This window comes from Paenibacillus jilunlii (genome assembly GCF_900102965.1).
GTDB classification, from domain to species: Bacteria; Bacillota; Bacilli; order Paenibacillales; family Paenibacillaceae; genus Paenibacillus_AQ; species Paenibacillus_AQ jilunlii.
Window position 1 is genome coordinate 67,032 of sequence record NZ_FNGM01000023.1, and the last position, 13,248, is coordinate 80,279.

The 13,248-nt window shown below is 52.3% G+C and carries 12 protein-coding genes; 6 read left to right on the plus strand and 6 right to left on the minus strand.

The genetic code is table 11. The features are described from left to right. Positions 1-200 precede the first annotated feature (200 nt). The 4 genes from BLQ82_RS27330 to BLQ82_RS27345 form a co-directional block, all read right to left on the minus strand. Positions 201-1,169, minus strand: a complete 969-nt coding sequence (locus BLQ82_RS27330; protein ID WP_062520008.1) for a sugar phosphate isomerase/epimerase family protein — start codon at positions 1,167-1,169, stop codon at positions 201-203. Then, positions 1,170-1,901 carry a ThuA domain-containing protein gene (locus tag BLQ82_RS27335; RefSeq protein ID WP_062520010.1) on the minus strand — a complete coding sequence of 244 codons (732 nt, stop codon included), beginning with the start codon at positions 1,899-1,901 and terminating at the stop codon, positions 1,170-1,172. It abuts the gene before it with no gap. A 376-nt stretch (positions 1,902-2,277) separates the two neighbouring features. Next, entirely contained in the window at positions 2,278-3,354 is a 1,077-nt protein-coding gene (locus BLQ82_RS27340; RefSeq protein WP_062520012.1) for a Gfo/Idh/MocA family protein, read from the minus strand. A 7-nt stretch (positions 3,355-3,361) separates the two neighbouring features. Then, complete coding sequence (locus tag BLQ82_RS27345; RefSeq protein ID WP_025708439.1) at positions 3,362-4,309, minus strand: AraC family transcriptional regulator; 948 nt, start codon at positions 4,307-4,309, stop codon at positions 3,362-3,364. A gap of 352 nt (positions 4,310-4,661) precedes the next feature. Here BLQ82_RS27345 and BLQ82_RS27350 point away from each other — a divergent pair, with 352 nt between their 5' ends. The 6 genes from BLQ82_RS27350 (at position 4,662) to BLQ82_RS27375 (ending at position 11,605) form a co-directional block, all read left to right on the plus strand. After that, a complete protein-coding gene (locus BLQ82_RS27350) occupies positions 4,662-5,666 on the plus strand; it encodes a LacI family DNA-binding transcriptional regulator (protein ID WP_062520014.1) in 1,005 nt (334 codons plus the stop codon). A 201-nt stretch (positions 5,667-5,867) separates the two neighbouring features. Further along, entirely contained in the window at positions 5,868-7,130 is a 1,263-nt protein-coding gene (locus tag BLQ82_RS27355; RefSeq protein WP_062520016.1) for an ABC transporter substrate-binding protein, read from the plus strand. 91 nt (positions 7,131-7,221) lie between these two features. Next, the gene (locus BLQ82_RS27360) at positions 7,222-8,088 is read left to right on the plus strand and encodes a carbohydrate ABC transporter permease (RefSeq protein WP_062520018.1); all 867 of its coding nucleotides are present in this window, start codon (positions 7,222-7,224) and stop codon (positions 8,086-8,088) included. Further along, entirely contained in the window at positions 8,085-8,906 is an 822-nt protein-coding gene (locus tag BLQ82_RS27365; RefSeq protein ID WP_193567264.1) for a carbohydrate ABC transporter permease, read from the plus strand. The genes BLQ82_RS27360 and BLQ82_RS27365 overlap by 4 nt, the downstream gene beginning before the upstream one ends. Before the next feature lie 42 nt (positions 8,907-8,948). Beyond that, positions 8,949-10,637, plus strand: a complete 1,689-nt coding sequence (locus BLQ82_RS27370) for a glycoside hydrolase family 13 protein (protein WP_062520020.1) — start codon at positions 8,949-8,951, stop codon at positions 10,635-10,637. A gap of 368 nt (positions 10,638-11,005) precedes the next feature. Further along, positions 11,006-11,605 (plus strand): hypothetical protein, encoded by a 600-nt coding sequence (locus BLQ82_RS27375; RefSeq protein ID WP_062520022.1) that lies wholly within the window; start codon positions 11,006-11,008, stop codon positions 11,603-11,605. 31 nt (positions 11,606-11,636) lie between these two features. Here the strand turns inward: BLQ82_RS27375 and BLQ82_RS27380 are convergent, their stop codons facing one another. Both BLQ82_RS27380 and proC read right to left on the minus strand, forming a co-directional pair. Then, positions 11,637-12,419, minus strand: a complete 783-nt coding sequence (locus tag BLQ82_RS27380) for a VOC family protein (protein WP_062520024.1) — start codon at positions 12,417-12,419, stop codon at positions 11,637-11,639. Continuing rightward, positions 12,416-13,234, minus strand: coding sequence for a pyrroline-5-carboxylate reductase (gene proC, locus BLQ82_RS27385; protein ID WP_062520026.1), 819 nt, complete (start codon positions 13,232-13,234; stop codon positions 12,416-12,418). Before proC ends, BLQ82_RS27380 begins: the two co-directional genes overlap by 4 nt. Between the last annotated feature and the right edge of the window lie 14 nt (positions 13,235-13,248).

Here is a 13,248-nt window from a genome sequence, read left to right on the forward strand (position 1 = left end):
TTCCGGCTAGATCAGAGGTATTTATACCTCTTTTGGCCCAGTGGCACGTTTGCAACGCGGCCAGAGGTACTTTCTCTTCGGCCTCCTCCCGCGGCCGGATTTACATCGGCTATGCGTGCCTGCCCGGCACGCAACAAAGAAAAAGCCATCACCACCTGCGTAACGGCAGGCCGGTGATGGCTTTGAATATTTTTATCCCCTTAAGCCCACCACATATCCAGCGGCTGCTCACGGATCAGGATTGACTGCAGGTTGGTTACTGCACGGTAGAAGCCTTCGTCTACGGACATGAGCGGATCTTCGTGCTCAATACTAACCACGTAATCATAGCCGTAAGTGCGCAGCGCACTCATAATGTCCGACCATTCGGACAGGCTGTGCCCGCAGCCGACGGAGCGGAAGGTCCACGCCCGGGTCTGCACATCGCCATAAGGCTGCATGTCTGTCAGACCGTACATGTTGATGTTGTCCTGATCCAGGTACGTGTCTTTGGCATGAAAATGGTGGATCGCGCCGGCTTTGCCCAGAATCTTGATCGCACCTACAGGATCAATGCCCTGCCACCACAGATGGCTCGGGTCCAGATTCGCGCCAATCGCCGGACCGGTTGCTTCCCTCAGCTTGAGAATCGTATACGGGGTATGGCACAGGAAGCCGCCGTGCAGCTCAATGCCGATCTTCACCCCATGCTCTTCCGCAAGCTGGGCGATTTCTTTCCAGTAAGGAATCAGCTTGTGCTCCCATTGCCAGGTTAAAATATCGCTGTATACTGTAGGCCAAGGCGTAACCGGCCAGTTCGGCGCTTTGGCCTCGTCGCTGTCTCCGGCGGTGCCCGAGAAGGTGTTGACCACGGCAACGCCCATCAGTGAAGCAAGCTTGATCGACTTGCGCAGGATCTCATCGCCCTGGCGCGCTTCCTCTTGATCCGGCGAAATCGGGTTGTTATGGCAGCTGAAGGCGCTGATCATAATGCCGCGTTTCGTGAACTTTTCCAAATAGGCCTCACGGGCCGCTTCGCTCGACAACAGCTCATCCGTAGGACAATGAGGGTTGCCGGGGTTCCCGCCCGAGCCGATCTCGACGGCGTTCAGGCCGGCGGCAGCGATTTTATCCAACATCTCATCCAGGCTCAGACTTCCAAATACGGGATCAAATACTCCTAATTTCATCTATACTCCCACCTTTTCTCTAATTGGCTCCAGTGCCTCGGAATGTCCATACACGGGATAATCACGCTTAGTTGGCGCACACCAGTTCACACCGTTGATAATCACCTGTTGAATCTCTTTATTGTAATAGGTCGGGTAGGACTCATGTCCGGGCTGAAAATAAAAAATCTTCCCGCTGCCGCGCCGGTACGTCGATCCGCTCGGGAATACATTCCCGCCTTCGAACCAGCCGACAAAAATCAGCGACTCCGGTGCCGGAACATCAAAGTGCGCTCCGTACATCTCTTCCTGCTCAAGGTCAATGTACTCGCCAATGCCTTCGGCAATCGGATGGCTCGGGTCCATGACCCACAGGCGCTCTTTTTCCCCGGCTTCGCGCCATTTCAGATCACAGCTTGTGCCCATCAGCTTCATGAAGATTTTGGACATATGCCCTGAATGCAGCACCACCAGCCCCATTCCGTGCAGCACGCGCTGATGAACCCGGTTCACGATCTCATCGCTCACTTCCTGATGGGCCACATGCCCCCACCATACCAGTACATCCGTGTTATTCAGCACTTCCTCCGTTAATCCGTGCTCCGGCTCATCCAGCGTTGCTGTCGCTGTATCCAGTCCGGCTTCGCTGAGGAAGGACGCCAGCTGGGCATGAATGCCCTGCGGATACACCTCACGGATTCGCTCTTCCTGACGTTCATGACGATATTCATTCCATACGGTTACTCTGGTCACGATGAACACTCTCCTATTTGTCTCAATCTATATAGAGTGAACTTAAGATCTTTACATTAGGGACTTCGTCGGGACTACGGAGAATGTTTGGGCTTCCGGCCGCTGCCCGTCTGCAGATTTCTTGATTTGTACCGCTGTTCGCGGTGGAAATCCGCAGACAAAGCATATGCTTACGAAGCCAGCTTTCCTGCGGAAAGCTCTCAGGCGGACGCATTCGCTCCGTAAGTATCCAAACTTCCCCTCCATCCCTTTTCCCTTTTGTTAGTTTTCAAGTTCGCTCTCTATATATAAACTGAACTTTTGATCCTTGTATTCCAGGCTGGGGCGTGACTCCGCCACTTTCCCTCTTATTCTTAATTTTTCCAGCCCAATTTAATTAGTCAAAAAATACAGGCATTCCCGTTTCGGAAGACTTGTAAATGGCCTCCAATATGCGGGTAACCACCAGCGCCTGCTCCGGCTTCACGACCGGTTCGGTGTCATTTACGATACTCTCGATCCACTGCTTCGCTTCAGCCACCGCAGGGTCATCTCCCGCACCGTCGTAGAAATCCACACCGGCTGCATCCAGGCCAATATGCTTCTCATAGGTTTTGCCATATTCTTCACCGTTGATGCGCAGGCCCTTCTCCATGTCCGCTCCGCCTTCTGTACCGCAGAGCACAGTTTTGGCTTCGCCGACATCGAGAGTATTCAGCGCCCAGCTGGCCTCAAGAACGATAGTCGCTCCGTTCTCCATCGTAATGAAGCCGATCGCCGAGTCCTCTACCGTGAATTTCTCCGGGTCCCACGGTCCCCAGGCATTGGCGGCGTTCTTGCGGCCGGACAGCTTATGATAGGCATTGCCTACAGCATATTTAGGCTTGTAGTTGTCCATCATCCACAAGGTAAGATCAAGGGCATGGGTGCCAATATCGATCAGCGGCCCGCCCCCCTGAGCTTCCTCATCCAGGAACACACCCCAGGTTGGCACCGCGCGGCGGCGGATAGCCTTGGCTCTGGCATAATAAACCTCTCCAAGCCCGTTATTCTCGCATACAGTGTGCAAGTAAGCCGAATCTGCCCGGAAGCGGTTCTGGTAGCCAATGGTCAGCTTCTTTCCTGTCCGCCCCGCCGCGTCAATCATCGCCTGAGCTTCCGCAGTAGTTTTGGCCATAGGCTTCTCACACATCACATGCTTCCCGGCCTCCATCGCAGCGATGGAAATTTCCGCATGGGAAATGTTCGGCGTACACACATGAATCACATCTATACTTGCATCCTTAAGCAGCTCTTTATAATCGTTGTAGACCGCAGCGCTTTCATTTCCAAACTCTGCTTTGGCCTTCTCGGCACGTTCCCGCACGATATCGCAGAATGCCACCATCACCGCACCTTCCACTTTTTGCAATGCCGGCATATGTTTGCCGTTGGCGATACCGCCGCAGCCGATAATTCCTATCTTTAGCGTCATTGTTGGCCTAACCTCCACTGGTTTTGATATCTCTATCATACAAATCTGCCCCGGCGCTTTCTTCCTGCATTCTTGCTGTATTATTCCTGAATATTGTCTTATGGTACTTCAGCGGAGAAATCCCCGTGGCCTCCTTGAAAAAATGGTGAAAGGTCTTTACACTGCCAAACCCCGCAGCTTCAGCCACAGCGGACATTGGCAGGTCCTCGTTTAACAGAATCCACTTCGCTTTGTTGAGGCGGTATTCATTCAAAAAAGCAACAAAGGTCATCCCTGTGTTCCGCTTGAACAGCTTGGTGAAGTAGTAGGGGCTGAAGCCCATATAGCGGGCCACCTCGTTCAGTGAAATCGACTTCTGATAATGCAGCTCCACATAGGCAAAAATCCGCTCCAGGCGCTCCATCGTTTCTCTGGACTGGGTCAGCGTATCCTCCGAGAACTTAGGCTGCCGCTGCGTCCTATTCTTAGGAATTTCCCGTAAAATGACCGTCAGCAGCTCGAACATTCTCGCTTTGATCAGATAGGCATACCCTTCCCGGCGCTGGGTATCTTCCTCGTAGATGCTCTCGATCAGCGAAATTACTTTGGCGGTAGCTGCCTCAGGCCATGCCGGGCTGGAATGCTCCATCTCCGTAAACAGGTCCCGCAGCGAATAGCCGCTGCCCCCCAGGGCGGCAACCTCCTGAAACAGGTTCAGGTCGAACTGGATCACCACCCGCTCACTCTCAGGCGATGCCAGAAAATAATGCACATCCCCGCCGTTGATGAACTGAATTTCCCCCTGCTCCATACGGATCGGGGTATCATTTATTCCCAGATTTAGTCTTCCCTTAGTAACGTAGATAATTTCAACTTCCTTATGCCAATGCGGATAACACAGCTCATCCCCTCCACAAATCAGACTGCGGAAGGGAAAATGCTTATCCACATCTGGAAGCTCCAGATATATGCTCATGAGTGCAGCTCCTTGTCCATATGATGCACTGAAGGTAACATATGATATCTATACTTATAACATCTATACTTATGAACTTGGATAGGGTTCATTATTTATATCGTCCTCAGGAGAAAATTCATGATTCACAGACATTGGAGTAAACGTTTACTTTATCGTAGACTCCTCTCATTTCTTTGTCAATCGCTGTTCTATTTTGTATAGGGATTCCGGGGGCTGTCAGACTGCTTTTAAATTTTTTGTAGAATCTTCCCGTTGACAAAAATATATCTTGCCTTTATATTTCAGGTAAGCGTAAGCGTTTACGTTATACCTTAAATCCGAATGAAACAGAAAATTGAGGTACTGCCTTATGAATCCTACGATCAAAGATGTCGCCCAGAAAGCAAATGTATCCATTGCCACCGTGTCCCGTGTGCTGAATAACCTGACCGGCTACTCGGACAAAACGAAGCAGAAGGTGAATCAGGCAATCAAAGAGCTTGGGTACCAGCCAAATGCTATCGCCCGCGGTCTCATCAACAAGCGGACACAGACTATCGGTGTGATGTTTCCCAGTGTTTCCAGCGCCTTCTCTTCCGATCTGCTCCACGGGATTGACGAATTTGCCCATGACAGCAATTACAGTGTAGTCGTCTGCAACACAGATCATGACGGCAAGCGGACAATGAAGTATTTGCAGCTGCTGCGCGAAAAACAGGTAGATGGCATTATTTTTTCCAGTGAGGTGCTGAGTAAAGAGTACTATGAGGTGCTGGAGAGCATGAAGATACCGGTTGTGCTTGTCTCCTCGCAGACGGATTATGCCAAAGTGCCCTATGTGAAGGTTGATGATTACCAGGCGGTCTATGACGCGATCCAATTTCTGATCTCCAAAGGCCACCGTAAAATCGCCATGATCAGCGGAACCAAAGGCGATCCCATCGCCGGAACTCCCAGGGTGCAGGGCTACCGCAAAGCGCTGGAAGCGAACGGAATTGCTTTTGACAGCGGCTATCTTGTGTATGGAGACTTTTCATTCGAGAGCGGCAGCAGGGCAATGGAAGCCATATTGCGTAAAGCGGGTGAGGCTACCGCCGTCTTCGCAGCCAGTGATGAGATGGCCATTGGTGCACTCTCCGCAGCCCTGAAACACGGTCTGAACGTTCCCGAGGATATCTCGATCATGGGATATGATGATCTCAAACCGGCACAGATGGTTACGCCTCCGCTAACGACGGTCCGGCAGCCGCTGTACGAAATGGGAAAGATCGCCTCCGAGAAGCTGATCCGGATGATTGAAACCGGGGAGATTGCCGCAAACAGGATCATAGCTCATTCGATTGTGGAAAGACAAACGGTAAGAACACTTGCCTAAGTCTTTTTATCAATATAACGTAAACGCTTAACCTAAAGGTCCCGATTGTTGATCATCCTGCCGGAAGCACCTGTATTCGCAACTGGAAAATTCAGTAACCACAGGCAGCTAGTCCAGGGAGAGTTTGGTTGGGACGCAGAGTAAACGTTTACTCCAAATGGCAGTAAGCTGCTAAATTTAGTACTCAGGGGGATTCCATCCATGAAAAAAACAATGAAACCCGTAACAGTAAGCCTGCTGGCTATGTCACTGCTCAGCGCCTGCGGCAATAATAGCGGCAGCAACGCTGCTACCGATGATGGAGGGAACGCCGCTTCCGGTAAGAAGGTTGAGATTGAATTCTTCCAGAACAAGACGGAAGCCAAAGCCACCTTCGACAAGCTGGTCGCCCAATTCAACGCCGCGAACCCGGACATCGTTGTCTCGCAGATCAACCCGCCGGATGCCGAAACGGTGCTGAAGACCCGCGCCGCTAAACAGGATCTTCCTGATGTCATCGGCCTTGGCGCCACCGACACTTACAAGACCCTCTCCGCCAGCGGCCTGTTCGAGGACTTCACCGGTGATCCGCTGGTCTCCTCTATCCAGCCCGCCTATGTGAAAATGCTGAATGACCTGACGGGGTCAAGCGAGCTGAACGGCATTCCGTTCTCTGCCAATGCCAGCGGTGTCATCTATAACAAAGCGATGTTCAAGGAAGCTGGCGTCGCCGTGCCAACGACTTGGGATGAATTCATCGCTGCAGCCCAGAAATTCAAAGACAGCGGCAAGTATGCCTTCTACCTGACGCTGAAGGATTCCTGGACCTCACTCACCCCCTTCAACTCCCTGGAACCAAGCATTCTCGGCACTGATTACTTCAAGAAGCGCACCGAAGGCAGCGTGACCTTCAAGGACAGCTTCCGGGAAATCGCCGAGAAGCAGCTGAAGCTGACAGAATTTGCCCAGAAGGACATTTTCGGCAAGGGCTACAATGACGGCAATACGGCGTTCGCCAAGGGTGAATCTGCGATGTATCTGCAAGGGGTATGGGCAATTCCTGAAATCATGAAGGCTAATCCATCTCTTGAGCTGGGCGTATTCCCATTCCCGGCCACCAATGATCCCGCAAAAAACAAGGTCATTTCCGGTGTGGATACCCTGCTGACGATCTCCAAGGACAGCAAGCATAAGGAAGAAGCGAAGAAATTCGTCGAATTCCTCCTTCAGCCGGAGAACGTAACGGCATACATCACCGAGCAAAAAGCATTCCCGGCGGTGAAGGGCGTGACTCAGGATGACCCTGCCATGGACGGCTTCAAGGAAGCATTCACCTCCGGCAAGCTGGCCGATTTTGCCGACCATTACATCCCTGGGGCGATGAAGGTCGATACGATTATTCAAAGCTTCCTGAACAGTAAAGACATCGACGCATACCTGAAGCAGCTCGATACAGAATGGGATAAGGTAGCTAACCGGAAATAAGATTGCCAATCAATAGCATGAACTACAAGCATCAGGAGAACAGGGGCGGCAAGCCCCTGCTTCTGCGCTTTTTTCTAAGGAGGATTAACTGATGGCCAAACGGCGAGCCGCTTTTTACCTGATGACTATACCAGCACTGCTGCTGTTCTTCGCCTTTCATACGTTTCCGGCGCTGCAGGGCATTTATTATGCGTTCACGAACTGGGATGGTTACAGCAACAGCTTTGATTATGTGGGGTTCAAGAATTTCATTAATATTTTCAAAGACGAGAATGTACTGAACTCTTATCTTTTCACCTTTAAATACGCCATCGCTACAACTGTCCTCATCAATATTATCAGCCTGCTGATCGCACTGGGACTGAATGCCAAGATAAAGGCCAAAAACTTTTTCCGCGGCGTATATTTCCTGCCCAATATCCTCAGCGTGCTGATTGTCGGCTTTATCTTCAACTACCTGTTCTCCAATGTGTTTCCGGTGTGGGGCGAGAAGCTGGGAAGTGATTTCCTCTCGCAGAACATCCTTGGCAACTCCGATTGGGCCTGGATCGGGATCGTCATTGTTGCGGTCTGGCAGGGCATCGCTTATAACACCATTCTGTATCTGGCCGGATTACAGACGATTCCCACGGATCTTTATGAAGCCTCCAATCTGGACGGTGCCAGCCGCTGGCGGGAATTCTGGAGCATTACCTTTCCGCTGCTTGCTTCCTTCTTCACGATCAATATGGTGCTGGCGATGAAAGGCGGATTGATGGTTTTCGACCAGATCATCGCCCTGACAGGCGGGGGTCCCGGCCGTTCTACGCAATCCATCGCCCTATTGATTTACACCGGCGGCTTCCAGGGCGGAGAATTCGCATACCAGTCAGCGAACGCCGTGATTTATTTTATCGTCATCGTCGTCATCTCCGCCCTTCAGCTTAAATTCCTGCAGAAACGGGAGATGGACCTATGATCAAAAAATCGACGAATTGGCCGGTTACGGTAATTATCGCGCTGTGTTCCCTGCTGATCCTCTTTCCGCTGTACATGACGGTCGCCATCGCACTCAAAAATCCCGAGGAAATGGCCCGCTCCATTTTCTCCCTGCCAACCGGGCTGCATTTCGAGAATTTCGCGAACGCCATCAAGGCGACGAATTTCTTCAACGCCCTGGGCAACAGTGCCACAATTACTGTGACAGCGGTTGTATTTATTCTGCTCACGAATTCCATGGTCGCCTATGCCATTGCCCGGAATATGAACAAGCGCTTCTTCAAAACGCTCTACTTCTATTTCATCAGCGCCATGTTCATTCCGTTCCAGATCATTATGCTGCCGGTGGTCAAAGTCACTACCGACCTGCATATGAACAATATTCCCGGGCTGATTATTTTGTACATCGTCTATGGCCTTGCTTTTAATGTCTTTGTGTATGTCGGTTATATCCGCTCCATTCCGTATGAGCTGGAGGAAGCGGCTACAGTGGACGGGGCCTCGACCTGGGGCACCTTCTGGCGGATTATTTTCCCGCTGCTGGCTCCTGTCAATGCGACCATCGGCATCTTGTCCTGCCTGTCCACCTGGAATGACTTCATGCTGCCGCTGATTCTCTTGGGCAACCAGGATTCCTATACGCTGCCGCTTGTGCAGTATGTCTTCCAGGGCCAATTCAGCACCGATTTCAACCTGGCTTTCGCCTCGTATCTGCTGGCTTTGTCCCCTATGATAGTTATTTATCTGTTCGCACAGAAATGGATTATCGGCGGCCTTACCCAAGGCTCCATTAAGTAAATTTACGTACCGCAGTTCATACAGAGACAGGAGTGCAGAACCATGAACAAGCAATGGTGGAAAGAAAGTGTAGTCTACCAAATCTACCCCCGCAGCTTTCAAGACAGCAATGGAGACGGCATCGGGGATCTTCAAGGGATAATATCCCGGCTTGATTATTTGGAGCTGCTAGGCATCAACGTGGTCTGGCTGTGTCCGGTATACCAGTCGCCCAATGACGATAACGGCTATGATATCAGTAATTATCAGAGTATTATGAATGATTTCGGCACGCTCGCTGACTGGGAGGAGCTGCTTGCCGGACTTCACGCCCGCGGCATGAAGCTGATTATGGATCTGGTGGTCAACCACTCCTCGGATGAGCATGCCTGGTTCGCTGAATCGCGCAAATCCCCGGACAGCCCTTACCGGGACTATTACATCTGGCGCGCGGGCAAGGACGGGCATGAGCCTAACAATTGGGGTTCCTTCTTCAGCGGCCCGGCCTGGGAATATGATGCGCAGACTGACGAATATTTCCTGCACCTGTTCTCCCGGAAGCAGCCGGATCTGAATTGGGAAAATCCGAAGCTTCGGCGGGAAATTTACGATATGATGACCTGGTGGCTCGATAAAGGCATCGACGGGTTCCGCATGGACGTCATCAACCTGATCTCCAAGGTTCCAGAGCTTCCCAATGTGGGGAAAGAGCAGGAGGACGGCGAACGGACCTATCATTTTGGCGGTGAATATTTCGTAAACGGTCCGCGCGTGCATGAATACATGCAGGAAATGAACCGGGAGGTACTGTCCAAATACGACATTATGACTGTCGGTGAAGCTATCGGCGTCACCCCTGAGGAAGCAGCGCTATATGTCGGCGAAGACCGGAATGAGCTTCATATGCTGTTCCACTTCGAACTGATGGAGGTTGATTCCGGGCCGGGGGGCAAATGGGATGTGCGGCCATGGAAGCTGGCGGACATCAAGTCCATCTTCTCCAAATGGCAAACCGCGCTGCATGGCAAGGGCTGGAACAGCCTTTACCTGAACAATCATGACCAGCCGCGCATGCTGTCCCGCTTCGGAGATGATAAGCACTACCCGAAGGAGTCGGCCAAAATGCTGGCTACGCTGCTGCACACACTCCAAGGCACGCCTTACATCTACCAGGGCGAAGAAATCGGCATGACCAACGTGAAATTTGACTCTATAAGCGACTATAAGGATATTGAAATCCTGAATATGTATAAGGAATACCGGGCCGCAGGGCATGCGGAGGAAGAAATTATGAACTCCATTTATGTCAAAGGCCGCGACAATGGGCGTACTCCCATGCAGTGGAGCGCGGAACCGCAGGCCGGATTCACCACCGGTACACCTTGGCTGGCCGTGAATCCAAACTATACGGAGATTAACGCCGAGCAGGCTCTGGCTGACCCCGATTCCATTTTCCACTACTATAAAAAGCTGATTGAGCTGCGGAAAAGCCATGACATATTCGTGTACGGAGATTATGCGATCCTGGCCGAGGAGCATGAGCAGGTGTATGCCTATCTGCGCACACTTGGGGATGAACGGCTGCTTGTCATGCTGAACTTCTTCGGCCGGCCTGCCGCCTTCGAGCTTCCTGCATGTGTGGCCTTTCAGGACAAAACGCTGCTTATCGCCAATTACGGAGTACAGCCGGAGGAGGATATCCGTTCCCTATCGCTGCGCCCATATGAGGCCCGGGTGTATAGGCTGAGTTAGTGCTTTGCCTGTGTTGTTCTCATTTCGTTTAAAAGGAGCCTCCCGGCTCCTTTTTTTTATCCGCACAAGTCCAGTCTATGTATTGGTTCCCTTCCCGCAAGCATATCTATTACTATTGGAGCGAGACTGAATTCACGGGAGGTTCGCTCACAAAACTTAGCCTATGCTTACGAAGCGAGTTTTGTATGAAGCAGAATTCACGGGAGATTCGCTCACAAAACTTAACCTATGCTTACGAAGCGAGTTTTGTACGAAGCAGAATTCAGGGGAGTATCGCTCACAAAACTTAGCCTATGCTTACGAAGTGAGTTTTGTACGAAGCAGAATTCAGGGAAGTCTCGCTCACAAAACTTTTAGGAGGCGGCCTAATGCTCATTGTCCTGATGTACATTTTCGCCCTGTTGGGGGTTTCATTGCTGCTGGCAGCGGGAATCCTGCAGGTCAGGCTCTCTTCAGCGTCGTCCGCCCGGAACAAACCGGCCTCTGGCCTAACATCCTTCAATTTTAACTTTACCGAGCAAGTTATCACTCCGGATAAGTCCCATATTATCGCCTTGGATGAAGAAAGCAAACAGATGGCAGTAGGGTTCTGTAATCCCGCCAGCCAGGAAGCAGGATCACCGGCGATGTTCCCTTTTGAGCACATTCTGGGATCGGAAATTGTAGAAAATGCGCTAACGCTCACCAAGGTCAGCAAAACCAGCCGGATTACCACCAGCCCGGTCAGACAGAATCCGGGTGCAGCTGCCCAATCAGGCACAACCGCAGTAAAACTTGATACTGGCGACACCGAAGAAATTACCGAGCTTACGCTCATCATCTATCTCGACAGCGCTGATACTCCGGTGCTCTCCATTCCCTTCCTTCCGGACCTCACACCCGCCAAAAAATGCGACCTCCAGTATTCACAAGCCCTCTCCAAAGCCCGGCAGATACATGAGATGATTCGCGGGATTGTGTCGGCGTAACTGCCGTGCTGGAGGCTTGGCTTAGCAGTAACTATAGCGCTGTAAAAACATAATCAGCCTGGCCGAAGCGAATCGTCCGGCCTACTAAACCAGGGGCATCCGTTGCCAGCAGCAGTTCCTGCATCTGCTGCTGGCCGCCCCGCCGGAACACAAAAGCCTTGTCTCCGATAGTAAGGGATACGGATTTGCCATCCCAAGAGCCAGCGTTCGGGACAGGCAAGCCAAGAATACGGCTCCAATGTGCCGCTGTTGCCACCGGATCAGATACGGAGAAAACAGCCGCCCGTACTTCAACTGCTCCGGCAGGGTGGGGCCTAATAATGCCTGCTGTCTTAAGCTCCTGTTGTCGCTGCCCGTCTATGCCTTTCCACTGAATAACGAACGGATAGACCAGTCCCTGAAAATGACCCCCAATGGTCAGCATCCGCCATTCTATCCATTGTCCTTGCTTGTTCAGCCGTCTGCCGTCCATAATCGGCGACAGCTTGAGGCCTTGCTGGTCGAGCAGTGACGCAGTCTGCTCAATATTATCCGTGCGGATAGCCACCCTGCTGAAGCCCTCATGCTCGGGCAGCAGCTTTACGGCATCCTTGACGACAAGATTGGCAGTATCCGCCGATTCTGCCAGCTCCCGGTTCTCCACTGCCAGAAATTCCACATAATTCAGCCCGAAGTAACTCAGCGCATTATGGGTGCCCCACAGCTTGTGCGACCCGCCCGGGAATGCGGCAAGACCATTGTCTGTAAAGGTCTGCACAGCCTGCTCCAGATCATTGATATAATGAACGGTATGATCCCACTGGAGGCTGCTCATGGATGTACCTGCCCAAGCTCTGTCGTACGCTTCACGGCAGCCTTGACACTGCGCTGCAGCCCGGCTGCGAAATCGCTGTTGTTCAGCTCATACAGGGCATGGATGCCGACGCCGCCCGGAGAATTGTTGATGTCCAGCAGCTGGCGCGGATGCTTGCCGCTGTGGCGCAGCATGGCAACGGCCCCTTCCACGTTCTCCAGTGCGACCTGCCAGGCCTGTTCCCGGGGCAGACCCGCAAGCACTCCGGCATCGGCCAGGGACTCGATGAAATAATAGACATAATTCGGCCCGGCCACCCCATAGCCGGTAAAGATATCAATCTGCGCTTCTTCCAGATACAGCACCTTGCCAAAGGCGTTCAGGAAGCCGTCAACCTGGGCTTTGTCGGCAAAACCGTTCAAAGCCGCACCGCTGTAGCCGAGGCCGGTATCGGTCAGCGTATTCGGAATCACCCGGATAATCGGGCGTTCCGCACCCGCATACTTGCCCAGCCTGGCAATGCTCACTCCGGCCACGATCGACAGCACGGCAGCCTGGCCTGCCGCATGTGCCGAGATTAGCCTGCCGACCGCTGCCAGATCATCCTGCGGCCGCACGGCAATGACGATCAGCTCCGCTTCGGCAAGCAGCACCTCCTGAGCCTCGGACACAGCCGCCCGAACACCATAGGTGTTCTTCAGGTATAAGCTGCGCTCCTCATTCACATCCGCCACGCTGATCTGTGCGGCCTCGTAGGCGCCTTTGCTGATAACCGCCCGAATGATCGCCTCGGCCATTTGGCCGCCCCCGATAAAATGAATTCTTTTTGCCGCCATCCTGGTATCTCCTC

What these genes read in the sequence shown, in the direction of transcription:
- BLQ82_RS27330 (WP_062520008.1), bottom strand. Translation starts at nt 1,169, where the DNA reads ATGAAATTAGGAGTATTTGATCCCGTATTTGGAAGTCTGAGCCTGGAT.
- BLQ82_RS27340 (WP_062520012.1), bottom strand. Translation starts at nt 3,354, where the DNA reads ATGACGCTAAAGATAGGAATTATCGGCTGCGGCGGTATCGCCAACGGC.
- BLQ82_RS27345 (WP_025708439.1), bottom strand. Translation starts at nt 4,309, where the DNA reads ATGAGCATATATCTGGAGCTTCCAGATGTGGATAAGCATTTTCCCTTC.
- BLQ82_RS27350 (WP_062520014.1), top strand. Translation starts at nt 4,662, where the DNA reads ATGAATCCTACGATCAAAGATGTCGCCCAGAAAGCAAATGTATCCATT.
- BLQ82_RS27355 (WP_062520016.1), top strand. Translation starts at nt 5,868, where the DNA reads ATGAAAAAAACAATGAAACCCGTAACAGTAAGCCTGCTGGCTATGTCA.
- BLQ82_RS27360 (WP_062520018.1), top strand. Translation starts at nt 7,222, where the DNA reads ATGGCCAAACGGCGAGCCGCTTTTTACCTGATGACTATACCAGCACTG.
- BLQ82_RS27365 (WP_193567264.1), top strand. Translation starts at nt 8,085, where the DNA reads ATGATCAAAAAATCGACGAATTGGCCGGTTACGGTAATTATCGCGCTG.
- BLQ82_RS27370 (WP_062520020.1), top strand. Translation starts at nt 8,949, where the DNA reads ATGAACAAGCAATGGTGGAAAGAAAGTGTAGTCTACCAAATCTACCCC.
- BLQ82_RS27375 (WP_062520022.1), top strand. Translation starts at nt 11,006, where the DNA reads ATGCTCATTGTCCTGATGTACATTTTCGCCCTGTTGGGGGTTTCATTG.
- BLQ82_RS27380 (WP_062520024.1), bottom strand. Translation starts at nt 12,419, where the DNA reads ATGAGCAGCCTCCAGTGGGATCATACCGTTCATTATATCAATGATCTG.
- proC (WP_062520026.1), bottom strand. Translation starts at nt 13,234, where the DNA reads ATGGCGGCAAAAAGAATTCATTTTATCGGGGGCGGCCAAATGGCCGAG.